Genomic DNA, 26,256 nt, shown 5'->3' on the forward strand with positions numbered 1-26,256 from the left:
TTTTTGGATATTCATTGAAATTCTTATGCTTGGTGGTTAACCTTATTCATCTATCCAATTGAAGAGGAATTAATTTCCTCCAATTGAATCAATCATTCCTGAAATTTTCTCTACTACAGCGTCCCCGATTGTCGTATCATCCGCAAACGCCTGGGAAATAACCCCAACCAAAATAACAATGACCGCTGCAATCCCAATCCATTCCAACGTTTGAGATCCTCTTTCGTTGCGAATCATTCCATCCAATTTAATTGAGCATTTTGTGTAAAGTTCTGTTAGTTTTTTCATGATTAATTTCCTCCATTTTAAAAGTTATTAAATAGTTTAATGATGCTGTTCTCCCCGTATATTAAATTCAGTAACATCAGCCCGGCAATCATAAGTATTGATACCGGCGCCACTACGAATGTGGTGACGAGTGTTACTTTCGGGGAAGCTTTAGCTGCAAGTTCTTTTACTTGTTCTTCTCTGAACTGTCTCATGTCTTCTGCTTGGACTTTGAAGGTCGTGGCGATTGGGACACCGAGCTTCAATCCTTGCATCAGGGCCTTGATGAGACTTTGAAACTCAGGGTTATCGTTTCTTTCCAGTAAATTGCGATAGGCGGTTTCTCTTTGTACCCCCAGGTCGATTTCATGATTGAATCGTGAGAACTCTTCCCTGAGAGGACCGTCAAAGAACCGTATCACCTCCCTTAAAGCTTGGTCTAAGCTGACACCTGCCTGCAGGCTGGTGCTGATGGTATCTAAAAAATCGGGTAAATCATGCCTCAATGCTTCTTGTCGCTTTTTTGCCTGATTTCTCACCAGGACGATCGGCAGGAAATAGCCAATCACCGGATTGAGAATCAATGCATATTGAGAGAATGGTAGACCAATCACTAGGGATAGGACCCCTGAGATAAACCCGATCAATAGTAAAACAATTTTCATTCCCTGAAATCTTTCAACGGTTAATCCGTATCTATTACCGGATTTTCGCAGCCAGTCTTTGACATCGTGATTTTCACTGAAGAAATTGATTCGTTGTCCAAGATCTGAGAATTCATCTGCATATTTGGTTAACTTTTGAACCATGCTGGTTTTGTTTTTCTTTTTTGACTTCTTTTCAAAAGCACTTACTTCCGTCGTATCCGATATATGTTCTAGTAACATACGCTTTTCTTTCAGGTAGACTGAATAATGGCGTATCGCTATGACAAACGTGATCCAGAAAACAATGATTGATAAAATAATTATGGCATCCATGGGCTACACCTTTATATTCGTTATTTTTCTGATTAGGAAGAAAGAGAGTACGATTCCTGAGAGAAAGAGGACCAGGATTATCATGCCCGGTACTGTTCTCAAAGAATCGGTAAACCCTTCAATGATATTGTTCATCATCAACACGATAAAGATCGGCATGGCTGGAACAAGGATGGAAATATACCGTTGTTCGGAGGTCATCGTTTTAATGGTTTGATTCAACACTTTACGGTCTTCCAGGGTGTTGGACATAGAGTCCAGTGTTGTCGCCAAGTTTCCCCCCGTTTTCTTCTGAATGAGGATGGTCGCGATGAACAGTTGAAACTCCCTGGATTTATTTCGCTGTTGGATGGACCTTAATGCCACTTCAAGAGGTACTCCGAGTTTGAGTTCATTCGCTAGCCGCTTAAACTCTTCTCCCGCTGGAGCACTTACTTCCCGCGCCACCATTTCAATTCCTTGATTGATTGTGAGTCCCGACCTGGCACCGTTACCGAGTAATCGGCAGATGTCGGCAAGCTGACTGTTAAAACGTTCTTCATACTTATTCTTTCTTAAGTAGAATAATAGAAAGTGGGAAGCGAGAAGAATTCCAGGAATCAGTAGGAGTACTAGATTCAAAGGCAATTTAAAAATATTGAATAACAGGACCAGGAGCACCAAGGCACCTAATATATGAACCCCTAAATATTCAGATGGGAGGAGGGCGATATTTGAGCTTTGCAGCTTTAGCGCCAACGGCTTTGCCGTCTCAGATTGATCAAATTTATCTCCTACCACACTGATGGAGCTCTTTCGCTTTTGCTCCGGGTACCACGTGTTGACCTTCTGCTTCCATTCTTTCTTCTGATTCCGGTAGCCCAGAAGGAAGTATAGTCCCCAGAGCAGGAAGAGGACAGCTAAACTATAAAGAATAGATACCGTCATTAGCGGCATGGGTTACTCCCTCCTTCGGCTCAAACAGGCTGTCATCAATTTCAACACCATGGATCTTCAGACGGTTCAAGCATCTCGGGCGAATACCTGTCGGGACGAATTCTCCTACAACTTCACCATTTTTACCGATTCCGGTTCTTTCAAATATGAAAATATCCTGTACTTCGATTTTGTTATGATCATTTACATATACTTCTGAGATATTCATGATTTTCCTTGATCCATCAGATAATCTTTCCGCTTGCACAATGAAATTGAGTGCTCCTACAATGTATTCCCGGATGATATGGGTTGGGAGATCCATCCCGGCCATTACGACCATTCCTTCTACACGGCTGATCGCATCTGAAGGGGAGTTGGCGTGGACGGTCGTAATCGACCCTTCATGACCAGTATTCATCGCTTGTAACATATCGAATGCTTCTGAACCCCTGACCTCTCCTACAATGATTCGGTCGGGACGCATACGGAGGGCATTCTTCACTAACTGCCGGATTGTGACCTCTCCTGAACCCTCAACGTTTGAAGGTCTTGCTTCCATACCGACCACACTGGATCGATTCAAGCGTAACTCAGCAGAATCCTCTATGGTTATCACGCGTTCCTTTAAAGGAATGGACTTGGCCATGGCGTTTAATAGGGTTGTCTTCCCGCTCCCGGTTCCTCCGGAGACAAGGATATTCATTTTTGCTTGGACAATTGCCTCAAGGAAGAATGCCATCTCATTCGTAAAGGTGTTGTAATTCATGAGGTCTTCCATTTCAAATGGCGTTTTCTTGAATTTCCGGATAGAAATAAGAGTCCCATTCAAACTAATCGGTGGAATGACGGCATTTACACGGCTTCCATCCGGTAAACGGGCATCCACCATTGGAGAGCTTTCATCAATCCGTCTTCCGAGTGGGGCAACAACACGGTCAATAATGTGTCGTACATGTTCTTCGTCTTTAAATGTGATGTTCGACTTCTGTAGTTGACCATTTTTTTCTATAAATACCTCTGATGGGCCGTTCACCAGGATTTCGGTGATGGTTTCGTCCTTTAGCAATGCTTCCAGTGGACCGAATCCTACACTTTCATCGATCAAGCGGGAGAGCATCGATTCTTTTTCATGGCTTGGAATAACAACCTTTTCTTCCGCCATGAATTGATTAATCAGCCTTTCAATCGACAGCCTTCTCTCACCATCTCGTAAACTCGTCAATTCATCTAAATTGGTTTCAGTCAATAATCTTGCTTTATAGTGTTCAATCAGCTCATCTATATAAGGATTGGATGAGCTTGATGGTACATTCTCTTCATATTCATACTTCTTATCCGCTTTTCTTTCGGGGTTTCGTTGAAAGAGTGACATCGTTCCACCTCCCTCTGTTCAAATGTTTATTTCAACATAGAAGTAACCCACTTCTGAATATCCTTAGCAGGTGCTACTAATTTCTTCTCTTTAATCTCTTTTCGTAATGGCTGTCCCTGGTTAATGGCGGCCTGGACTCCTTTAATATCACGTCTAATTTCAGCAGAAACAGGAAGGTCCACAAATCGCTCCAGATCCTTTTTCGTCAACTCATTTTCCCTGCCTGCAAGATTCACTATCAGCTCCATATTCTCCAATGTTTGAGGTCCGAGTCGCTTTAAAAGATCCTCTACATGTTTCAGAACTCGAATCGCTGGGGTATCCAGGGTCATGACGTAATAGATTCGATCTGCTTCCTCTAGTGCCGTGTAAGTTTTCACATCAAGGCTTGAAGGAAGGTCTATGATGATAAAGTCATAACATCGTTTGCAGGCTCTCAATAACCTGATAACAAATTCTTCATCTATCTTTTCTGCCATTTCTGCATCCCTGGGGCTGACTAACACTTCTAGTTTAGAAAATGGCTCACTTTCAGAAATATTTTTAATGTGATGTTCATTCAATTCATTGATAACCGGCTGCAAATCAATCAGCGATCGATTGCTTTCAATTCCTAAGTATGTTTCGGAACCGCCGTACTGCAAATTAAAGTCTATGTGAATGACCTGTGCAGTCGATTCAAGCTTTAAGGTTTGAGCAAAGGCGGTGCTTAAGAGTGTTTTTCCCACTCCGCCCTTCCCGCTGTAAAACGAAAAGATCTGTCCCTTTCCCCGCTTATAGGTCCCTGAAGAAACAGCCGTTTCTGATCGTGATTGGTACTGTTGTAAAATATGGCTGACCCGTTCTCCGAGTGATTTCTCTTCGTCGGGTAAAATGATGAAATCCTCAGCGCCTGCTCTTGTCATTTCTCTAAGTAGCTCAAAATCTTGTTCAGTATGTACATATAGAGCCGAGGCGTTGGGAAAATCCCGATAGAGTTCTTTGATCATAGATCCCGTTGTACTGTTTTCTCCTGTATAAAAGATCACTACACCAGGCTCATACTTTCTTAATTCTGTAGCCCATGCATTTTCCGGAATCTGAATCACTTCATAAGTGGTATTCAAGCCTTCTATTAAATGTTGACTTAACTCATTCTCTTCTCCGATGAGGAAGATCTGATATTCCTTACTCATAAGGTCCCTCCGTTATCTATATCACTCACTATTGTTGTTTAGGTTTCTCTTCAGGCTTTGAAGGTTTCTGCTCTTCTTTAGGTTTTTGTTCTTCTTTTGGCTTCTCTTCTTTTTTTGGCTCTTCTACTGGTTTCTTTTGTTCTGCCGGTTTCGCTTCAGCAGGAGGATTTTCCTTTTCTGTTTCTGCAGCCTTTTCATTTGTTTCTTGTTTACCGACATTTGCTTTGATGACCCTTAAGCTGTCTGCGTAATTCTGCATATGAATCAGTTCAGGTGCTTTGTCGATAGACACTTCCAATTGAACTCCTTTGAATTTATTATCCTTCTTCGCCGTCCTTGCAACCTTCACGTCTTTCATGAATACACTCGTCTCTTCTTTCCCATTAAAACGATGAGAGACAATGATATCCACCCGATCCAATGCTTCCAACGGTTCATCAAAGAAAACCCTCTCATTTTGCATCAATGTGATCAGTCGATTATTTTCATCAACAACGGAGGAAGCTTCCTTCAGGATATTCTTTGTGATGACATCCCCTTCAGATAAGGGAACGACAGAGACTTTATTAACTAGTTCATCTACATTTGTAATATGGTAGCTTTTTAAAAACTTCTTTGGGATTTCATCGGTCATCACATTCTCTGGCGTAATAAGGGAGCGTGATGAAATCTCTTTGCTCGCTACATAGATCTTGACGCTTGTTCCCAAGTTTGTATTCAAAGCTTGTACTTTCTTAAGAACAAGGAATCCCGCCGTAACAGCTAATAACACGGATAAAACTATAAAAATAATCGCTTTTCTCTTTGACTCAAGCATCCTTTGCGTTCCTTCCTTTCACTCGACAGATGGCATTTTCTTTCCGAACCATCCAAAGCTGATGTCTTTGATTTCTATTTGGTTTACCAGTTTAAGAAAATATGTCCCCCCACTTCTAGTTGTATCTACGAACCAAAAGACAAAACAATGTCACATTCCCCTCAAAATGATCCCTTAGTATGAGGTTTGAAGAAAATGGAATTAATTCTATCCTTATTTACCACGAATTTCATGTTTAAAAACTTTTTTATGTAAAATCCTGATACTTTTTTTCTATATAATAATTATCACTGGTAACCGCGAACGTCAATCCGACAAAGTCTTTGTCGAATCTTGTCTGTTATTATTGGACTATTTTATAAAATTTTCCAGAGGTAAAAATAGGTAATTTGTATAGCTACGAAAGGTTTACTACGCTTTTTTCAACAGAAGATTTGAAATTTATAGTGGTAATTATTAGGTGTTTTATTACAAGTATTAAAATTGTTAGGTAATTGGAATCATTTGTGAATGAAGTGTGAATGAATCCTGGGATTGTTATATTGATCGAATTTTCCAAATATAGATAATGTCATCCATATAATTGAAAAAGCCACCCGGTCACGCCGGGTGGCTCGTTCATCTTTTTATAGTTCGTTCACCAGTTTTTCCAGCAGTTCTTCCTTACTCATAACAGCCTCTCCCCCACCTTGAACAAACCCTTCTTTCCCGCCGCCTTTTCCATTGATGAGCGGAAATACTTTTTGTGCGACTTCTCTTAAATTAATCGTCGGGAGCGACCCCTTCGCCGCTACGAGCTGAAGCTTTTGATCATTATGGACTACAAGGATCACAATCGCTTCTTCTCTCTTAGAGATGATGTGCTGGGCAATCTTCTGAAGTTCCTGTATCGGCCTGTCACTGTAAGCTCTTTGGATAAGCGTATAGTCATCTTTTTGGACTCCAAGCAATCCTTCTGCTTCATATGTCAGCAGAACCTCTTTCAATCCTTCCAATGCTTTTTCCTGCTCTTTTTGTTTGGCGATCAGCTGCTCGGCTGTCGGTATCATCGTTTCTTCCGGTGACTGGAGGACACTAGTGAGTTCTTTTAAGAGGCCATGCTTCCGGTTAAGTTGGCGTAGAACCCGGTCACCGCAGATGAACTGCAGGCGGATATGGCCTTTGTGCTTCTCCCAATCGAGTATCTTGATGGCCCCTACTTCACTTGTGGACCTTGGATGGGTTCCCCCGCAGCCGTTATAGTCAAAATTCGGGATGATGACGAGACGGATCTCGCCTGTGACGGATGGTTTCTTTCGTAGCGGATAGTCGGACAGTTCCTCTTCCGTCACCCATTTCGTCTCAATCGCCCTCGCCTCCCGTATGATCCGGTTGGCCAGTTCTTCTGCTTCCTGAGCATCGGATTCGCTCATATCACTTACGTTTAAGTCGATGGTGAGGAACTCTTTTCCGAGATGAAAGCTGATCGTCTCGTATTGCAGTGCTTCTGCAAACGCTGCCGACAGGATATGCTGACCGGCGTGCTGCTGTATATGATCGAATCGGCGTTCCCAATCGATCTGTCCCTCGACAACTCCTGAAATATCGTCAAACGGTTCTTCTATGTAATGACGGATCTCTCCGCTCACTTCTTCCACATTTACAATCCGCTTATCCTGTATTGTTCCCGTATCATGGGGCTGGCCGCCGCCAGTCGGGTAGAAAGCCGTTTGCTCTAATACGACGTACCAGCCGGAATCATCCTGCTGCTGCTCCTGAATGGATGTGTAAAAAGTTTTCATATAGGCGTCTTGATAGTATTGTTTGACTGTCATCGGTAACCCTCTTTCTGAACTGTTCTACACATACTTTATCATAAGAGGGATGGGTGGAACCACGTCAGTCCCCTGGCTTTTTCTCGATCGATATCGGCACCGTCCCTACTTGTTCCCATGGAATTTCCCATCGTCTTTCGAATTCTTCCTTTGCCCGTTCGTCTCCTTCAATGACCCGTTCTACCAGTGTCCTGAGCTTCATCGTTGTGTAGTTCATATTATCACCTGCTTTTGTTTAGTTAAAAAGTAGAAGTCACACGGAGTAAACGTAAATCCTTTCGGTTTGGATGTGTTATTATCATACTTTTTACCTATATGGTGATATTTTAAACCCTTCAACTCTCTTGGAACGATGTTTTTCGAAATCATATGTACATGAGAGAAAATATAGTGAAAAGAGGGAAGTTCCATTAAGAAGCTTATTGACGATGTCATTTTGCCAGGGATGGGCAAAATGCTTTTTTGAATACGGGCGTACTAGTAATTTAACGAATAAAAATATTGCTACTGGTAAACCTTTTTATATAAAGATTAGGAGGGGTACTTGAATGGAACCAATTAATCACCAAACTAAGATTAATGCGGCAGAATATGCATCTATTTGGTCACAATATATTAATGACAGTTTATCACGTTGTGTTATGAGCTATTTTTTAAATGATGTTAAGGACGAAAATATTCGTAATTTACTTCAATCCGCCCTGGAATTATCGGAAATCCATTTAGAAAAAGTAAAGCAATTTTTAAATCAAGAAGGCCTTCCTATTCCAATAGGGTTTGAAGATCAAGACGTTACAATAGATGCTCCAAGTTTATTTACTGATACATTTAAGGTTGTTTATTTGCATATTATGTCGATTCACGGATTAATAAGATATTCTGGGGCGACTAGTGTCAGTTTTCGAGAGGACATCAGAAAATACTTCATTGAATGTACCTCACAAACATTGGATCTGTATGATAGGGTAACGAATGTTTCATTGCAAATGGGTATTATTAACAAACCTCCTTCTTTAAACAATCAACAAAAAATAGATTTTGAAAAGAAGCAAACCTATTTAACTGGCTGGTTCGGGAAACGCAGACCAATAAATGCAGTCGAAATCACTGGTGTACACCTTAATATGCAGAAGACAATGGTGAAAATGGTGCTGGAGTTAGGTTTCAGTCAAGTTTGTCAGTCCAAAGAGTTACGAGACTATATGGAACGTGCTCGGAAGATTTGTATAAAACACTTTGATATTCTTAGTTCTATGTTAAAAGAGGAGAATTTACACGTTTCTAAGAGTTTTGAATCAGAAGTAACAGATTCAACCGTCCCACCATTTTCTGATAAGCTTATGCTCTTCCATATAGTAACGCTGCTTTCTGCTGCCCTGGGATACTATAGTGAAGCTTTATCAATGAGCCAAAGAAGAGATTTATCTGCAGATTACGTACGAATGAGTACAGAAATAACCTTAATTGCCGAAGATGGAATAAATCTTTTAATAGAAAAAGGATGGATGGAACAGCCTCCGACTGCTACGGACCACGAAGGCTTGGCAAAAAAATGATAGGTGTGTGGGAATTTAATGAGGATAAACAACTAGTTTATCCTTTTTTCTTTGAAAGTAAGTATTGTTACCGATTGATTAAACTCTTATTGATTATTAGTTTGACAATAGAATAATCACAGATGAAGTTCATCATACTATACATAGTTATAAAACTTCAGGGTTTGAGGTGAATTGCATGTTTTTCAAAAAACGGTCCGCCAGAAATAAAAAGAAAGCACAAGCAAAAAATTCTCAAACCAGCAGCTATTCAAGTATTGAAGATTTGTTTGCTAAAACGAAGGAGTCTCATGATTTTCATCAACTGCCGATAACCGACATCAAGGGATATTTAATCCTTTCCTATTACGGTACTCTTGTCGATCATCTCCGAATGGAAGAGAAAGTTCTGTGTGTCTTCAGGGATCCTCATTTTCATCCTGAAAAACTAAAGGATATTGATGATATAAAAAAATTCATTCCAATTGAAGATATAGTTATTACAGAAGACATGAACGAGATTGAAACTAAAATCCTTAAAGGATATGTTCTTCTGCAGATTAGAGAAAAAGATCAAAAATGTGCCTTAATTAATATAGCTGATACAAAGGCTGGGATGCGCGAGGATAACAACGTTGAAAATGAATACAGTGTGATCGGGCCAAGAATTGGGTTTGTTGAAAATATTGTAACCAATATTAACTTGCTAAGACAGAATATAAACACTCCTAATTTAATTTTTAAAGAAATTCATATTGGTTCATTCTCACACACCAAAGTAGTCATCGCCTATATTGATGGAGTTACCAATGATCAATATATTCAAACAATGACTCAACGTTTACAAGATATTAATTTTGATGTGGTGTTTGATTCATCTCAACTTCACCAAATAATAGAAGATGATTCTTTAACGCCATTTCCGCTATTCTTATCCACGGAACGCATAGACAGGGCTGCATTCGCTTTGATAAAAGGGCAAGTGGTGGTATTTAATCATGGTTCATCTTATGCAATTACAGGACCCTCAACATTGCTTGATTTTTTTGCATCTCCTGAGGATTATTATTTGCCTTGGCTTGTTGGTTCTTTTTTTCGCTTAATACGTGTTTTGAGTGTTTTTTTCTCCATTTTTGCCACTCCTACTTACGTAGCCATATTAACCTTTCATTATGAAATGATACCCAGAATTTTGCTAAGTACCCTTGGCTTTTCCCGTCATAACATACCATTTCCTCCAGTATTGGAAGTGCTATTTTTGGAACTTACAATTGAACTTCTGCGGGAGGCGGGAGCCCGCCTGCCAACCAAGGTAGGGCAAACACTGGGTATTGTTGGCGGTATTGTTATCGGTCAAGCATCCGTTGAGGCAGCTCTTACCAGCAATGTACTTCTTATTATAGTTGCATTAGCAGCATTAGCTTCCTTTACGACTCCTATTTATAAAATGTCGAATACGATTCGGTTTTTGCGTTTTCCTTTAATATTATTGGCTTTTGGATGGGGCATGCTGGGTATTGTTATCGGAATCAGTTTTATACTCGTACACCTTACCCGGTTAGAATCATTAGGCGTACCTTATACAGTCCCCCTATATCCATTCAGGCCTAAAGATTATGGGGATTCCTTTGTCCGTTTACCTTTCAGTAAAACAAATAAAAGACCAAGCTATTTACGTCCAAAATCACTTCTGAGATATCAACCGCATACCGAGAAAAAAAAGAAAAACGATTTTGATGAATAGTAGTCGAGGTGAAGTAAATGCAACGATTTTTCCTTTTTTTGGTTAGTATAACTGTTTTCCTAACAAGCTGTTCCAATCAAAGAATTATTGATCGTGTTCAAATTATTCAAGTGCTTGGATACGATATTCATGATGATCGGGTGAAAGGAACTGTCATTTATCCTACTTATGAAGAACAGGGCAAAACAGTATTGCATACTCTGGACACAGAAGCTGATACTTTTGATTATATTCTAGAAAATTTGAGTACCAAATCAGCGCATCCCATCGATCCAGGACAATTGCGTACAGTATTATTCAGCAAGGATTTCGCTGAACAAGGAATTGATCCTGTTATTCAGTTTATGGTCAGGGATCCGATAGTGGGGAACAGAATGCAGCTTGGAATCACCGAAACAACGGCAGAAAACGTCCTTCAATTAAGTGTAAACGAAAAAGTTCCCTCTCACTTATACGATAAGATTAATCAAAATATTATGCATGGAAGTTTGCCAAAAATGAATCTGCATGTATTTTTAACAGATTTTTACAGTGAAGGGAAGGATCCAGTTTTACCTTATTTCATTATTGAGGATGGCAAAATCAAGATTGATGGACTAGCTATATTCAAAAAAAGTAAGTATATCAATCATATTAATTTAAAGCAGTCCTTTCTTTTAAAAATATTGAAGGATGGAACAACAGATGGGCAATATGAAGCCAAAATTAAAGAAGAAGATAGTGAAGGTTATATTAATTTGAGAAAATTGGAATCGAATGTGAACTATACTATAAATCAAATAGATCATAACCCTAACATATCAATTGATTTAACAGTGAAAGCTCAGATCAAAAGGGTTCCTGAGTGGATTCATTTGACCAAAAATAAAGACATCGAAAAAACGGAGAAGATGTTGGAGAAACATTTTAATAAAGAGATCCAACAGTTAATTTCGCTGTTTAAAGAGTACGAAACAGATCCCATCGGAATTGGAGATATGATGAGGGCTTCGTCGAGAAGATGGAATTATGAACGTTATTTGAGTACATATCCTGGTCTTAAGACCACTGTCAATACAAATGTAAAAATCATCCAAACAGGTGTAGAAGAATAAGATATTCAATTCCTAAGGAGGGCAAAAGTGAAAACTGTCATCGATGAACGTTTTTTAGTGTCTCCTTATTTCGCTTTCTTTCTGATCTATTCTAATATTGTAGGTATTGGGATTATGAACTTTCAAAGAGAAATAGCCAAGGATGCTGGTTACGATGCGTGGTTATCGGTAATCCTTACCGGATTAAGCATTCATTTATTACTTTGGATGATGTACCGGATACTTAAAATTGCAAATGATGATGTCATGTATATCAACCAATATTGCTTTGGGAGGTGGATTGGAGGATTATTTAATATTTGTTTCATCCTTTACTTTTTTGTATTAGCTCTGATTGTTTTCCGTGTCTATATTGAAGTGGTACAAGTTTGGATGTTTCCACTAATGAAGACATGGCAGATCAGCTTCATATTTCTAATCTTGCTATACTATATTGTTTCAGGTGGATTTCGTGTCATTACCGGAATATGTTTCTGGGGAACAATTATCCCTTTTATGATTTTGACCCCTATTAGTTCATTTGCCTTGGAATTTGCGGAAATTAATCATTTACTACCGATTTTTAATCATTCTTTAGTGGAAATAGTAGGGTCGTCCAAAATGATGGTTTTTCAATTTCTTGGTGTTGAAACCTTATTCATGTTTTATCCTTTTCTAAAGAATCCTGAAAAATCACAAAAATGGGCTCATTTTGGACTTTTGTTTACAATCATGCTCTATCTTTATGTTACAATCCTAACATTTTTGTACTTTAGTGAGGCACATCTTAAACATACCATATGGCCTTCCCTCACACTGATGAAAATAGCAGAGATTCCCATAATTGAAAGGTTCGAATATATAACGGTTTCTTTTTGGTTTCTTTTGGTTTTGCCCAATATCAGTGTTAAATTATGGGCAGCCTGCCGCGGGGTTAAAAAGTTGATAAATATCAGACAACGGACAATCTTGTTTATTTTTCTGCTTTTGTTTTTACTTTTTTCCAATCTTTTAGAGGACGTTGTACAAATAGAACGAATACAGGATATTTGTTCAAAGATTGGTTTCTCTCTTTTATATGTTTATATTCCTTTTCTCTTCCTGGTTATTCAAGCAAAACATAAAATGACGAAAGATCTTGATAAGTCATAAAAGGTCTTACGTCCATCATTCGGGAATGCTTTGAGTCCATTTTTGCTAACCGCTTTTAGGCAATAACGACGTACATACGTCTGTTTGGATGATGTGCAATTTTTTTAGACAATTAAGAACCAGGAACTAAAAAAAATTTAAATCATATATAGGTGATATCCCCGTGCGAAATTTTTGAGGAGGAGATCATTAAACCTATGTTACCTATGGAAAAATATTTCGGTAAGTTAGAACTAGTCTATGCATTTTATGGGGCTATGCCCACAGGCGTTAGTGTATCAGAAACCGGTCGTATTTTCATTTGCTTTCCGAAATGGGGAGACGACGTTAAATTCACAGTGGCGGAAATTGTTGGGGATACTTTGCAGCCTTATCCCAGTTTAGAAGCCAATTTGGGGAGCCAAGGTAATATCACAATGTCTTTCATTAGTGTCCAAAGTGTAGTTGCGGATGGAAGGGGAACACTTTGGGTATTAGATACAGCCGCACCGAATTTTTCTGAACCTATTAAAGGAGGGGCAAAATTAGTCGCTGTGGATTTAAAGACCAATACAATAAGAAAAGTATATACCTTTACAGAAGATGTTGTCCTGCCAACAACTTATCTGAATGATGTCCGATTTGATTTTCGAGTCGGAAAAGCGGGTTATGCCTATATAACAGATTCATCTTCCAAAGGACCAGGAGCTATTATCGTTGTGAATCTAGAAAATGGAAACGCGTTCAGACGGCTAAATGGAGCAAATTCAACTTCACCCGACCCTTATTTTCTACCGAAAGTAGAAGGTGAAATTTTGATGAACCGAAACAAGGATGGCTCAACATCTCCATTCAGATTGGCGTCTGATGGTATAGCGATTTCTCCCGATGGAAAGATCTTATATTATTGTCCACTTACCAGTCGGCATTTGTATTCAATCTCAACAGAAGCTCTAAGAGACCGAACGATACCGGACACCGATTTACCTTATCGGGTCGAGTACTGGGGAGAAAAAGGTGCGTCTGATGGAATGATCACTGGTGCAAAGGGTACCATTTATGCCGGAGACTATGAAAACAACAGTATTCGAAGGATATTGCCGAATGGCCTAATGGAAACCATCGCTCACGATCCGAGAATTTTATGGCCAGATACTTTTTCAATTGGGCCGGATCAATACTTATATGTCATTGTGAACCAATTACATCGGCAGGCAAGGTTTCATTATGGAAAAGACCTGCGCCAGAAACCTTATAGTTTACTTCGTATGAAAATTGATGAATTCCCTGCCTCTACCTTTTCGTAATAAAAAATAGTTGAATAATTTATACATTACACCAGGTGAGGTTTAATCGGTTTTTATCCGGGAATTAGCTGACGAGTCTACCTTCAATCTTAAAACTCATATATTTCCGACCATTTCAAAAAAATGGTTTTTAGGAACAGTTTTATTGATCAATGTTAAACTGTTCCTAAAAATATTCTATAGATTAGGTGAGTTTCCACTTTTAGCTGCAATTGGAATAACTCTTTCAACACCTCTGTTAAGCATACACATCCAATCCCCTCTCTCTTTGTCAATCCTCTAAAATTTCTATATAATGTCCAAAGGCATTTTTCTAGTCGGCTGCGGAAATACCTCATCAAGTCTATTTAAATCCTCTTTTGTTAATTCAATGATAGTAGCTTTCGCATTTGCTAGTACATGTTCTTCTTGAACAGCTTTTGGAATAGCTAGACAATCGTTGGAACGGATTGTCCAAGCGAGAGCGATTTGTAAGGGTTGTGCAGCGTATTTTTCTGCAATCTCATTAATGGCTGGATCCGTTAACAATTGTCTTCTTAATGAACCTCCTTGAGCTAGCGGGCTATATGCCATAATAGGAATGTGATGATCTCGCTGCCATGGTAAGAGATCATAATCTATACCCCTTGAACCAAGATGATATAAAACTTGATTAGTCATACAATTTTTTCCGTTAGTAGTGTTCCATAACTCTTTCATATCATCGGTATCAAAATTGGAAACTCCCCACCTTACTATTTTTCCTTCCTTGCGTAGCTTTTCCATTCCTTCAATGGTTTCTGCTAATGGCACACGTCCTCGCCAGTGTAAAAGGTACAAATCAAGATGATCGGTTGCCAGCCTTTTCAGACTGTTTTCACACGCTTTGGCAATCATGTCTAATCCTGCATGATGAGGATACACCTTTGATACTAAAAAGACGTCATCTCTACGCCCTTTAATTGCTTCACCTACTAAGTGTTCAGAATCGCCATCTCCATACATTTCCGCCGTATCTATTAGTTTCATTCCTAATTCTATTCCGAGTTGTAAAGCTTTGATTTCCCTTTCCCTCATTTGAGGTTTTTCTCCCATGTACCAAGTTCCTTGTCCTATTTTTGGTAGAGAAGTTCCATCTGGCAATGTAACTACACGACTTTCAAGGGAATTTTTTATTTTTGTTAATTTATTTTCGTCCTGTACACTCATTGAAAATCAACACTTCCTTTTGGATTTTTTTATGTACTGATTGAACAAAAAAGGTGGCAATACTCTTTTGCAGTATTGCCACTAGTAAATTACTCTATTCTTACCTTATTTCTATTTGAGTTAGAACTGCTGCTTGGTAGGGTGGTAAGCTTCGGTTCAACATCCATTTAGCATTATACTAAGTGAGCTCCACCATCAATAAGAACAGCCGTCCCAGTAGTAAAACCATTTTTAGCAAGATATACATAGGTTTCAGCTATGTCTTCCGGATTTGCAATCCGTCCAACAGGGAGCTGTTGTGCAATGCCGTTGAACAGTGCCTGCCTCTGATCATCTGACATTCCAGCATAGATTGGAGTGTCTACAATTCCAGGTGAAACCACGTTTACCCTAACAGGCGCTAGGTCTACGGAAAGTCCTCGAACCAATCCTTCAATGGCTGAATTGATTGCCGCTAACGTAGTAGCGCCTTGAGGAGGACGAACGCCATATACACCAGAGGTTAAGGTGATTGAACTCTCATTGTTTAAATATGGAAGTGCTGATCGGACAGTAATATATTGCCCCCAGAACTTACTATCAAACGCCTCTTTAGCACTTGCCACAGGCAGTTCGCTAAAGTGCCCCATCGCGCCTTCACCTGCTGTTACCACAAGGTGGTCAAATTTTCCAACCTTACTGAAAAATTCTGCTACTTTTTCTTCGCTTCGAAAATCAATTTCAATTGCTTCTACACTGCCACGAAGAACTTGTTTTGCTTCATTTAATTTGGAAACAGAACGGCTGGCAATGATCACTTGAGCAGACTGATCTAGAAACGCTTTAGCAGTTGCTAAACCAATACCAGAAGTGCCTCCCAAAACAACTACTCGTTTACCATTTAATGACATAGTAAAACCCTTCCTTCTTAAAACCATTTTTGTATTGATCATTCATTGGGAAATTTATTTCTAATACGATACTATTCAGTACCTATTATTCAGCTAATAATTTTAAGGATTCACGATTAAAGGCAGGAATGTCATCCGGAAAGCGGCTTGTTACAATATTATTGCTTACCACAACTTCTTCATCTTTGTAGTTAGCACCTGCATTTTTGAGATCGTTCCTTATTGATTTGAAACCTGTTATATCGACGTCTTTTAATAGGTCGTATCAATTAATACTTGTGGGCCATGGCAAATGGCAAAAACAGGTTTACCTTCTTGTATAAATGTTTTTGCGAATTCACCAAAACGGTCATCTTCACGTAATAAATCAGGAGAGAAGCCGCCAGGGATTAGTAAAGCATCAAAGTCTTGAGGATTAACTTCCCCAATTCCTTTATCTATTTTTACTGTTTCACCTTTTTTACCAGTAATATCTTTTCCAGCCTGTATGTCGATTGTGATCACTTGATGACCAGCATCTTTAAATGCTTCTGCTGGTTCTGTGAATTCTACATCTTCAAATAAATCTGTTATTAGTGTAGCGATTTTTTTGCTCATAATGATAAGCCCCCTTGAATTTGTATAAGCATCGTTGGTATTATTCTCATTTAACACAATAAATACAAGTAATCTACCGTGCTTAGTATTTGTTACTGCTAGATATATGGGAGTATAAAAACAATTAGTATCGCTCTGTCACGCGTTTAATGATGGTGATGTATTGTGGATGAATTCGTGATTTCAAATCCTGCTTGCGGCACATAGAAATACTTGATCCAAACCCCATCTAAAAACGGTTCCCTTTTATCAAGTAAAACATCAATGCCTTTGTCTGTTTTCACAATTTCATCATGGTTCGTTGGCCTATCAAGTTTTACATCATAATGGGCATGGTCCCCATGCTCTAGTGTAACGTAGACACGAACCATTTTCCCTTCAGCTTCTTCACTTTCCAACATTTGTTTAAGCACTTTAGCAGCATTTCGGTTAATTTTGCAGTTCATTTCATTGTCTCCTATTCTAACGACTATTATCATTTTAATTAAGGAATCCGGTAAACAACCTTATAACCTGGTCTGACGGTTTTATCCTTATTCAATGCCTTAAAAAAATCATCAAAGAAGGTTTCCTCGCTGATGTTCTCCTTTTCACCTTTCGCTTCTTGTAATTTCTGCCAGAAGCTCGTATGAATGCAGGCGAGCTTTGTGGTCGTAAACTTGGGCAATGGCCATGATTTCATCAGCCTGGCTTTCCTCCACAAATGTCTTCAGCTTTTCCTTCACCGTCTGCTGGCTGCCAATGATCGATGAGCCTAATTGCTGCTGAAGAGCATTTATTTGGTAGCTGCTTGCCACTTCGCTTATGTCATCTACTGGTGGTTGAAGCGGTGTAAGGTTGTTGCTCATCAGATTCAAAAATTGCTGCTGCAAGGTTGTGAAAAGGTGCTTTGCCTCTTTATCCGTTTCTGCTGCAATGATATTCAATGCCACCATCGCATACGGCTTATCGAGTACATTCGAAGGCTTAAACGCCTTGCGATAGATCTGTAGAGCCCCCAGAGTGTTATGTGGCGAGAAATGTGCTGCAAACGCGAATGGCAAACCCAGTTCTCCTGCAAGCTGCGCACTGAAACCGCTTGAACCCAGCAGCCAGATTGGAATATTCAAACCTTCACCTGGAATCGCTTTTATAGGGTTTCCTTGGGCCAAGGATGGATCAAAGTAACCGCGGAGTTCCGCTAATTGCTCAGGAAAGTCTTCTCCGGTCCTTCCCAAGTCGCGTCTCAATGCACGAGCGGTCCCCTGATCTGTACCGGGTGCCCGCCCCAGACCAAGGTCAATTCGCCCAGGATATAAAGATTCAAGAGTGCCAAACTGCTCAGCGATGACGAGCGGAGCGTGATTCGGCAGCATGATTCCTCCTGAACCAATCCGGATTTTTGATGTACCGGCTGCCACATGGGACATCACCACCGAAGTGGCGGAACTGGCGATGAACGGCATATTATGATGTTCAGCAAGCCAAAAACGGTTGTAACCAAGTTTTTCAGCATGCTGTGCGAGTTCCAATGTATGGCGGAAAGAATCAGCAGGAGTACTTCCGGCTGTTATCGGTGCAAGATCCAGCACTGAGAATGGAATTTCATTTAGTTTAATTGCATGTTTAGACATACGTTCATCTTCTTCCCTTATCAAATTTTAATTAAAACTAATCACATACTGGAATTTCATGAGTCGGAAAGTAAGGACGCACAAACTCTCCAAGCTCCTGTATGTTCCTCGGGAGGCGCTTTGAAAAATACAATACAAATGCCAGGTGATTGACACCAATGGAATGAAATTGATATTAAATTTCTAATAACTGTTTACGCCCTACATGAAATCCTATAGGAATCGGAACAAGAAACGCATCGGGATTTTCCGATAAATCGATATATAAAGTTTGAGTGAAAGGCTTAATCACTCCTGGGGTGTGAATTTCCGACAACTCGCGATAGTCGTTAATCAAATGAGTTTGTTGTGGGATAATCCTCGGGTAATGGATCCAGCCGTCCCCATTCTTGGCGATCCATTCAATTGATTGCTAAACCCTGTCACCATGGTCGGAATCGAAGAAAAATGCTTGGGGATCATTCTCAAATCCGTTCCATCGATGACGCCTACTCATTTTATCCTTTTGGTACAACCTGTTATATGCTCGATGCTGTAATAAACTCACTTCAATTTCCCTTAAATTTTTGTACCAATGTATTTTTCGAACTTTTTAATCGTCTTCTCATTACGGCGATAATACGTCCATTGTCCGATTCGCTTTATTTCAACAAGTCCGCTTTGCAGCAGAATCGATAAATACTGTGAAGTAGTGGATTGCGAAATCCCCGCCTTGCTTCGGATATCCCCTACGCAAACCCCGCCTTCAAATCCTTCATCCGCAATAATATGGGCTTGCGGTGAAAAATGACTGCCGGGATCTTTTAACATTTGAAGAATGCCCACCCTCGTCTGGTTCGACAATGCCTTAAAAATTTCAACGGCTTGTTCATCAGTTAAGCGTTCCAATTCCTGTTTCAATGTCATCTGCCTCTTTCTATATCGATTATCACTATCCCAATGGAAGCTGGATAGATGATCTGAAAGCATCATGCCAAATCGGTAATTCCCGATATTAATATATTAGCCATCTGGTCCTTCCAAATCAAATGATCTGCTTCGAAGGAGATACGGCGAAAAAACTCCCATCTTAAAAAAGACCATTAAAAACCCTGCAAATGACAGGTTTATTCGACTGTTCCCCCACTCTATCTTTGAACTTATTCCAACCAATCTGAAGACCAAACTTTCGTTTTATATGAAGTATGGAAGGATGAGGAAGTGCTGGAATAACATATTCAGTCGGCTCATTATCAGGAATACAGAAACAATATTGCATACCTTGTATCAAATAGAGAAGTCTATAAGCTGAAAATAATATAAGTCATACTTTATACAACCTGCCTCTTCCTTTGATGCCGCTTGGACCTCGGATAGCAGAAGTCATAAAAAGAAAAAGATATTTCGGAATTAAACAAATAAGCATAAGCTAATATTTACAATGTTGCTTTACAAAACCTATTAGAAAACAAGCACCTTCACTTAACTGAAAGGAAGGTGCTTTTTTCTACCCACCATTAAAAATTAAAATGTTCGAATGGTGCAACTCGACTAAACCAAGACATTTTTAATCCATTTTATTAATCATTTTTGATAAATTTCACTGATGCTTAGAAACTATAGGGCTAATAGTAATTATTTTAAGCTATTACTAATAACGGGTATACTGATAAGGAAAGGATGTGGTTCATCATGAATACTATGAAGGCGGTAGGATTAACTCGTTACCTTCCAATTGAAAATCCCCAAAGCCTGGTGGACGTAGTTGTAGAAAAACCAAAAGCAACGGGTCGTGACATTTTGGTCAAAGTTGCGGCCATTTCGGTCAATCCTGTTGATACAAAGGTACGAGCTCCTAAGGAAAAAGTTGAGGAAGTTCCTAAGATTCTAGGTTGGGATGTAGCAGGAGTCGTCGAAGAGACAGGACCGGACTGTTCATTATTTCGTCCGGGAGATGAAGTTTTTTATGCTGGCAGTATTGCACGACAAGGCGGAAACAGTGAATACCATCTGGTCGATGAACGAATCGTTGGGCGCAAACCTGTTTCCTTAAGTTTTGTGGAAGCCGCAGCTCTTCCCCTAACCTCCATTACAGCTTGGGAAGCGTTATTTACCCGAATGGCTATTCCCCAAGATCCGGGCCCTAACCAAGGAAAGGCACTGTTGATCATTGGTGCAGCCGGGGGTGTAGGTTCCATTGCCACTCAGCTTGCAAAACAAGCGGGGCTTACTGTAATCGGGACTGCTTCCCGATCGGAAACTGTTAGCTGGGTTAAATCAATGGGCGCGGACTATACCATTAATCACCATGACCCGCTCCTTCCACAACTTCAAGCAATTGGATTTACAAACGTTCCGTACATTTTTTGCCTGAATGCTTTGGAAAAACACTGGGCCGGTATTAGCGAAGCTATTTCTCCGCAAGGAGTTGTGTGCGCAATTGATGATCCAGCATCTCCGCTTGACCTCAAATTGCTTAAGCAAAAAAGCGTCACCTTCGTGTGGGAGTTTATGTTTACTCGCCCTGTTTACGAAACAGATGATATGATTGAGCAGCACCTATTGCTTAACCATATTGCTGATGCTGTGGACCATCAAAAATTAAAGACAACACTGGCCGAAGTCCTTGGACCGATCTCAGCAGAAAATCTCCGTCAAGCCCACAAATTTTTGGAGAGCAACAGGGCGATTGGTAAAATTGTCCTGGATGGTTTTGTTTAAAAACCTGTTTACAGAGAGCGATAAATTGGTGATCCGATAATTGCAATTAGATATAAATATAAAGCCGGCTGCTGATCGCAGACGGCTTTAATTACACAAAGAAACTTTCCTTTACTTAAGATATGGTTTACCGGAACGAATCTAAATGAGGTTTTTTATTGTATTAAAAAGAGAAGTGGTGTTTTAAGATGTTCATGGTTTGTAATTCCTATGTACAAGTGAAATCCTGTTTACCTCCATCGCCTTTCATAATAAATCAGTTTCCCATAGTCCAAGCTGGCCTTTTGCTGGGATACGTTCATTCAAGATCTTTATGTCTTGAACCTCCCACGCATATCCTCCCACATTAAAGTCTCCTAAAAAATAATCATTTCCTGATACGATTTGTCCATTTTCCAGGACTGCTGAGGCCTGATTTTTTTCAGTTATTTTCAGACAATTTTCAAGCCTGCCTACAGCAATGATCATTCCGGTCGGAAGGGTCTCTTCTGTATATCCATGCTTACCGAGCAGCGAACGGATGGCCACATGCCTGCAGACATCCTTATCTATTTTTTTACTTGTATGAATGGCAAGCGGTCCGCGATAGTCTGTTTTCCATGACCTTGTTTCAAATTCATTCTCTCGTAGGACAAAAAGACTTGCCCAAGGCTGAATCATAGATAATACCTTCATTCTCACGGCCACCAATCTATAAAGTTTCGTTTCTCTTATCGTGTCCATAGAGAAGAATATTATTAGCAAAAAGGTTTAATTGGAATTCGGAAACCAGAATTATATTTCATAAACACAAAGATTTACTTGTTTTATTTTCCATTTTTCATCGTTGAACTCTTTTACTTTTAAGTAAATAATTTTGGTGTCTAAAAAAGTTTTAAAAATTCTTTTGCTGCTTTTGATAAGTAACTATTCTTCCTCCAAATTACTTTGGGTTCAGATATTAAGGTCTGATCCTTTAGCTGAATGACTCTCAATCCTCCCAATGAATGGAGGGATAATAACGAGAGCGGTAAGATCGTCGCACCAAACCCCGATGAAACGAGACCAAGTAACATTATTAAATCCTGACATTCGCACAGTATATTTGGCTCTAAATCTAACCGTTGAAATTCATTGACAATTTGTCCATACGCACCTAAACCATAGTTTGGCCGCAGAAGAATCAATGGCAAATCGATAATTTCCTCTAACCTGCATTGTGCTGATCCAGTCCACGTCCATTTTTCAGGCAAAACAAGCACATATGGATCACTTTCCAAGGGCATTTGAGAGATACTTTTTTCTGTTATTGGACTATTTGTTATTGCAATCTCAATCTGGCGTTTTGATAACATTTTTATGAGATGGATCGTTTCCCCTTCCCATACTTTGAAAGTAAGTCCAGGGTTGTTCTCACGAATATCTACCACCTTAGAAAGAATTAAAGATGCACAATAAAGATTCGATCCCACAGATAATATCCCACTGGCGTCTTTCCTCAATTCTTGAACTTCAACCATTGTTTCATCAAGTTTATTTAAAAGTTCTTTTGCTCGAAGTAGTAATCTTTCCCCCTCCAAGGTTAAATTAAGACTTTTGTTATCTCGATCAAATAAAACGACGCCTAGCTCTTCTTCCATTTGTTTGAGTTGTCTGCTCAAAGGGGGTTGAGCCATATTTAATTTCTTTGCAGCGGTCGTGATCTTACCTTCTTCTGCTATAGTGACAAAGTATTTTAACTGTCGAATATCCAAGATGAAACCTCCATCATACCAAAAAGATATAGTTAAAAGATAAAACGGATATTTTAAGTATCGATAAGTTGAGTATACACTAAGATGTAGTGTAATTCATATGTTTTAAGGAGTGTGACTTTGTTGTTCAAGAAAAATATCATACAATTTCCAAAGCTTTTATCTGTTGGGAATATATCAAATGGATTTGTGGCCTGGCTTTTTGGTTCAGCAGGACCATTATTAATTGTTTTGCAAGCTGCTGAGAAAGGTCATTTGTCGGGAAGCATAACCAGCTCATGGATTTTCGCCATTTATGGAATGGGGGGACTCCTAACGCTCATTGTCTCCTTATATTATGGGCAGCCCATAGGCTATGCCTTTTCAATACCAGGAGCCATTCTTGTCGGCTCAAGCTTAACCCATTATTCTTTCAACCAAGTGGTTGGTGCCTATATTATAACCGGGAGCCTTATTTTTCTTTTAGGATTATCTGGCCTTGTTACAAAATTGATGAAGGTTTTGCCGATGCCGGTTATGATGGGGATGGTATCAGGCGTCTTACTCCCTTTCGGAACTGAAATGATCGGCTCGGTAGTAAAAAATCCGTTACTCAACGGAATCCCGTTACTTGTCTTTTTTGCTCTTTCTTTTTTCTTACGATTTTCAAAGAAGTTTCCTCCTATATTAGGGGCGGTCATTGCAGCAATTCTTTGTCTCAAATTTTTGCCGAACGTTTCTGCACAGCCTCTCCATATAACAATGGGCATTCCCCAATTTATTATCCCATCGTTTAGTTTTTCCGTTGTAGGGGAACTTGTCATTCCATTACTCTTAACGGTTATTGCCATTCAAAATGCACAAGGGATTGCTATGTTAGAGACGCATGGCTATCGTCCACCAATCAATGCCATGACCAATTGGAGCGGAATCGGTACCATTATAAATGCTTTTTTTGGGGGCCACCCAGCCTGTATTGCAGGTCCCATGACGGGCTTACTTGTTAATAAAGAATCAGGCAAACATGAACATAGGTATGTCGCTGCCATTGTATTAGGAGTATTATCCTGTCTATTAGCTCTATTTTCTCCAATGGCTTCGCAAATTCCACACGTCATTCCTGCCTCATTAATTCAATTACTAGGTGGAGTCGCCATGATTAGTGTACTGGTTGACTCTTTGAAAATGAGTTTCTCTGGTCCATTTAAATCAGGCGCCCTCTTTTCCTTTATAATCACAATCTCCGGAATCTCTATTCTCCAAATCGGAGCGCCATTCTGGGGTCTGGTTGGGGGTACATTGGCCACAATATTCTTGGATAAACAAGATTTTTATAAATCAGAACCAAGTGACTCTAACAATGAAACTAACTTGAATGAGGCCCTATTAAAGGAAAAAATTTCTTAACAGCATTTTTATAGACCTCGAAATACATCTCAGGACACAATAAAGGGACACCTAGACATAGTGAGGTCTAAGTGTCCCTTTATTTCTTTGTACAGAATAAAATCCTCATTTACTCATGGTACGGGTTCACCACTATTAATCCTAAACTGCGGCTAGGACATACGGATATTAATTCTACAATGAATATCTATGCTCATATGGCCGCCTATATGGAAGAAAAGGCCTCCCAACAGTTTTAGCACACTGATGAAAGACCTTCTCCTATAGTTAGCTTTTCTTTTGCTGCGAATTGTCATTTTTTGAAGAACCGAGGACAAACCCGAGGACAAGAAAAACAATATATCATTTTAAACGTTGATCTAATAAGGTTTTAAAGCCTAATTACATCATGCCGCCCATTCCACCCATGCCGCCCATTCCGGACATATCCGGCATGCCGCCGCCTTCTTCAGGAATGTCCGCTACTACTGCTTCAGTAGTCAGGAACATTGCTGCTACAGACGCTGCGTTTTGCAGTGCAGAACGAGTTACTTTGGTTGGATCTACGATACCTTTTTCGATCATGTTGACCCACTCGCCAGTAGCTGCGTTGAATCCGACACCTACTTTTTCCTTCTTCAGACGTTCTACGATGATAGAACCTTCGAGTCCAGCGTTGTGTGCGATCTGGCGGATTGGCTCTTCTAGAGCACGCAGCACGATGTTGATACCAGTTGCTACATCTGCATCCGCTTCGATTGATGCTACTTTGTTGTATACATTCACAAGGGCAGTACCACCACCTGAAACGATACCTTCTTCCACTGCTGCACGAGTAGAGTTCAGGGCGTCTTCGATGCGTAGTTTACGCTCTTTAAGCTCAGTTTCCGTTGCAGCTCCGACTTTCACGACTGCTACTCCACCTGCAAGCTTAGCAAGGCGCTCTTGTAATTTTTCCTTGTCGAATTCAGAAGTGGATTCTTCTAATTGAGCACGGATTTGGTTTACGCGAGCTGCGATTTTTTCTGGATCCCCGGAACCTTCTACGACAGTCGTGTTTTCTTTCGTTACGACTACTTTCGCAGCGCGGCCAAGTTGAGTGATGTTTGCAGATTTAAGGTCTAAGCCTAGATCTTCTGTGATCACTTCTCCACCAGTAAGGACCGCTAAGTCTTCAAGCATTGCTTTACGACGGTCACCGAAGCCAGGAGCTTTAACGGCTACCGCGTTGAATGTTCCGCGAAGTTTGTTCACAACAAGTGTTGCAAGAGCTTCACCTTCAACATCTTCTGCTACCATTAGTAACGGCTTGCCTTGTTGTACAACTTGCTCAAGGACAGGAAGGACTTCCTGAATGTTACCGATTTTCTTGTCAGTGATTAAGATGTATGGATTTTCTAAGACAGCTTCCATTTTATCAGAATCAGTGACCATGTATGGAGATGCATATCCACGGTCGAACTGCATTCCTTCAACAACGTCAAGTTCTGTTGTGAAACCTTTAGATTCTTCGATTGTGATGACACCGTCGTTTCCAACGCGCTCCATTGCTTCTGCAATCAGTTGACCGACTTCTTCATCAGCCGCTGAGATTGCTGCAACTTGAGCGATGGAATCTTTGCCTTCGATCGGCTTGGAGATAACTTTTAATTCTTCGATAGCAGCTTGAACCGCTTTTTCGATTCCTTTACGTACGCCGACAGGATTTGCACCAGCTGTTACGTTTTTAAGACCTTCACGGATCATCGCTTGAGCAAGGACCGTTGCAGTCGTTGTACCGTCACCGGCAATTTCGTTTGTTTTGCTTGCTACTTCAGCAACCAGTTTTGCACCCATGTTTTCGAATGCATCTTCAAGTTCGATTTCTTTCGCAATGGTCACACCGTCATTTGTGATAAGTGGTGAACCGAATTTCTTCTCAAGTACCACGTTACGTCCTTTTGGTCCAAGAGTTACTTTTACTGCATTTGCTAATTGATCGACACCGCGAAGCATGGAACGGCGTGCTTCTTCGCTGAATTTAATATCTTTAGCCAT

23 protein-coding genes and 1 pseudogene are annotated in these 26,256 nt (G+C 40.0%); 7 read left to right on the plus strand and 17 right to left on the minus strand.

Annotation, left to right across the window (positions count from 1 at the left end):
* Nucleotides 1-69: 69 nt before the first annotated feature.
* The 8 genes from NQ095_RS20855 to NQ095_RS20890 form a co-directional block, all read right to left on the minus strand.
* On the minus strand, nt 70-288 hold the full coding sequence (locus tag NQ095_RS20855) for a hypothetical protein (RefSeq protein ID WP_258265297.1): 219 nt from the start codon (nt 286-288) through the stop codon (nt 70-72).
* A gap of 17 nt (nt 289-305) precedes the next feature.
* A complete protein-coding gene (locus NQ095_RS20860) occupies nt 306-1,247 on the minus strand; it encodes a type II secretion system F family protein (protein WP_258265298.1) in 942 nt (313 codons plus the stop codon).
* A gap of 3 nt (nt 1,248-1,250) precedes the next feature.
* Nucleotides 1,251-2,183, minus strand: a complete 933-nt coding sequence (locus NQ095_RS20865; RefSeq protein ID WP_258265299.1) for a type II secretion system F family protein — start codon at nt 2,181-2,183, stop codon at nt 1,251-1,253.
* Nucleotides 2,152-3,537, minus strand: a complete 1,386-nt coding sequence (locus NQ095_RS20870) for a TadA family conjugal transfer-associated ATPase (protein ID WP_258265300.1) — start codon at nt 3,535-3,537, stop codon at nt 2,152-2,154. Before NQ095_RS20870 ends, NQ095_RS20865 begins: the two co-directional genes overlap by 32 nt.
* Nucleotides 3,538-3,563: 26 nt before the next feature.
* Nucleotides 3,564-4,712, minus strand: coding sequence for a CpaE/TadZ family protein (locus tag NQ095_RS20875; RefSeq protein WP_258265301.1), 1,149 nt, complete (start codon nt 4,710-4,712; stop codon nt 3,564-3,566).
* Nucleotides 4,713-4,740: 28 nt separating this feature from the next.
* Nucleotides 4,741-5,529 carry a Flp pilus assembly protein CpaB gene (gene cpaB / locus NQ095_RS20880; RefSeq protein ID WP_258265302.1) on the minus strand — a complete coding sequence of 263 codons (789 nt, stop codon included), beginning with the start codon at nt 5,527-5,529 and terminating at the stop codon, nt 4,741-4,743.
* A 626-nt stretch (nt 5,530-6,155) separates the two neighbouring features.
* A complete protein-coding gene (locus NQ095_RS20885) occupies nt 6,156-7,343 on the minus strand; it encodes an alanyl-tRNA editing protein (protein WP_258265303.1) in 1,188 nt (395 codons plus the stop codon).
* A gap of 64 nt (nt 7,344-7,407) precedes the next feature.
* Nucleotides 7,408-7,560: a hypothetical protein gene (locus NQ095_RS20890; RefSeq protein WP_258265304.1), complete on the minus strand. Its 153-nt coding sequence runs from the start codon at nt 7,558-7,560 to the stop codon at nt 7,408-7,410.
* 331 nt (nt 7,561-7,891) lie between these two features.
* Between NQ095_RS20890 and NQ095_RS20895 the strand changes: the two genes are divergently transcribed.
* The 5 genes from NQ095_RS20895 (at nt 7,892) to NQ095_RS20915 (ending at nt 14,133) form a co-directional block, all read left to right on the plus strand.
* Entirely contained in the window at nt 7,892-8,899 is a 1,008-nt protein-coding gene (locus NQ095_RS20895; protein ID WP_258265305.1) for a DUF3231 family protein, read from the plus strand.
* A gap of 178 nt (nt 8,900-9,077) precedes the next feature.
* The gene (locus NQ095_RS20900; protein ID WP_258265306.1) at nt 9,078-10,622 is read left to right on the plus strand and encodes a spore germination protein; all 1,545 of its coding nucleotides are present in this window, start codon (nt 9,078-9,080) and stop codon (nt 10,620-10,622) included.
* A 17-nt stretch (nt 10,623-10,639) separates the two neighbouring features.
* Nucleotides 10,640-11,716, plus strand: a complete 1,077-nt coding sequence (locus NQ095_RS20905) for a Ger(x)C family spore germination protein (RefSeq protein WP_258265307.1) — start codon at nt 10,640-10,642, stop codon at nt 11,714-11,716.
* A gap of 27 nt (nt 11,717-11,743) precedes the next feature.
* A complete protein-coding gene (locus tag NQ095_RS20910; protein ID WP_258265308.1) occupies nt 11,744-12,847 on the plus strand; it encodes a spore germination protein in 1,104 nt (367 codons plus the stop codon).
* A gap of 188 nt (nt 12,848-13,035) precedes the next feature.
* Nucleotides 13,036-14,133 (plus strand): major royal jelly family protein, encoded by a 1,098-nt coding sequence (locus tag NQ095_RS20915; RefSeq protein WP_258265327.1) that lies wholly within the window; start codon nt 13,036-13,038, stop codon nt 14,131-14,133.
* Between the two features lie 288 nt (nt 14,134-14,421).
* Here NQ095_RS20915 and NQ095_RS20920 read toward each other — a convergent pair whose 3' ends face one another.
* The 6 genes and pseudogenes from NQ095_RS20920 to NQ095_RS20945 all read right to left on the minus strand — a co-directional run bounded on the left by NQ095_RS20920 (nt 14,422) and on the right by NQ095_RS20945 (nt 19,321).
* The gene (locus tag NQ095_RS20920) at nt 14,422-15,321 is read right to left on the minus strand and encodes an aldo/keto reductase (protein WP_258265309.1); all 900 of its coding nucleotides are present in this window, start codon (nt 15,319-15,321) and stop codon (nt 14,422-14,424) included.
* A gap of 173 nt (nt 15,322-15,494) precedes the next feature.
* The gene (locus tag NQ095_RS20925) at nt 15,495-16,253 is read right to left on the minus strand and encodes an SDR family oxidoreductase (RefSeq protein WP_258265310.1); all 759 of its coding nucleotides are present in this window, start codon (nt 16,251-16,253) and stop codon (nt 15,495-15,497) included.
* Between the two features lie 43 nt (nt 16,254-16,296).
* Nucleotides 16,297-16,808 (minus strand): annotated as a pseudogene (locus NQ095_RS20930) (type 1 glutamine amidotransferase domain-containing protein).
* A gap of 146 nt (nt 16,809-16,954) precedes the next feature.
* A complete protein-coding gene (locus tag NQ095_RS20935) occupies nt 16,955-17,254 on the minus strand; it encodes an iron-sulfur cluster assembly accessory protein (RefSeq protein ID WP_258265311.1) in 300 nt (99 codons plus the stop codon).
* Between the two features lie 144 nt (nt 17,255-17,398).
* Nucleotides 17,399-18,421, minus strand: a complete 1,023-nt coding sequence (locus NQ095_RS20940; protein ID WP_258265312.1) for an LLM class flavin-dependent oxidoreductase — start codon at nt 18,419-18,421, stop codon at nt 17,399-17,401.
* Nucleotides 18,422-18,979: 558 nt separating this feature from the next.
* A complete protein-coding gene (locus NQ095_RS20945; RefSeq protein WP_375162869.1) occupies nt 18,980-19,321 on the minus strand; it encodes an ArsR/SmtB family transcription factor in 342 nt (113 codons plus the stop codon).
* A 771-nt stretch (nt 19,322-20,092) separates the two neighbouring features.
* Here NQ095_RS20945 and NQ095_RS20950 point away from each other — a divergent pair.
* The gene (locus NQ095_RS20950; protein ID WP_258265313.1) at nt 20,093-21,121 is read left to right on the plus strand and encodes a zinc-binding alcohol dehydrogenase family protein; all 1,029 of its coding nucleotides are present in this window, start codon (nt 20,093-20,095) and stop codon (nt 21,119-21,121) included.
* Between the two features lie 246 nt (nt 21,122-21,367).
* On the opposite strand, the gene NQ095_RS20955 is transcribed toward NQ095_RS20950, so the two are convergent.
* Nucleotides 21,368-21,796, minus strand: coding sequence for an ASCH domain-containing protein (locus tag NQ095_RS20955; RefSeq protein WP_258265314.1), 429 nt, complete (start codon nt 21,794-21,796; stop codon nt 21,368-21,370).
* A 188-nt stretch (nt 21,797-21,984) separates the two neighbouring features.
* The gene (locus NQ095_RS20960) at nt 21,985-22,854 is read right to left on the minus strand and encodes a LysR family transcriptional regulator (protein WP_258265315.1); all 870 of its coding nucleotides are present in this window, start codon (nt 22,852-22,854) and stop codon (nt 21,985-21,987) included.
* 123 nt (nt 22,855-22,977) lie between these two features.
* Between NQ095_RS20960 and NQ095_RS20965 the strand changes: the two genes are divergently transcribed.
* Entirely contained in the window at nt 22,978-24,240 is a 1,263-nt protein-coding gene (locus NQ095_RS20965; protein ID WP_258265316.1) for a benzoate/H(+) symporter BenE family transporter, read from the plus strand.
* Between the two features lie 381 nt (nt 24,241-24,621).
* Here the strand turns inward: NQ095_RS20965 and groL are convergent, their stop codons facing one another.
* On the minus strand, nt 24,622-26,256 hold the full coding sequence (gene groL, locus NQ095_RS20970) for a chaperonin GroEL (RefSeq protein ID WP_258265317.1): 1,635 nt from the start codon (nt 26,254-26,256) through the stop codon (nt 24,622-24,624).

This window comes from Rossellomorea sp. SC111 (genome assembly GCF_024733565.1).
In the GTDB taxonomy this organism is placed as follows: domain Bacteria; phylum Bacillota; class Bacilli; order Bacillales; family Bacillaceae_B; genus Rossellomorea.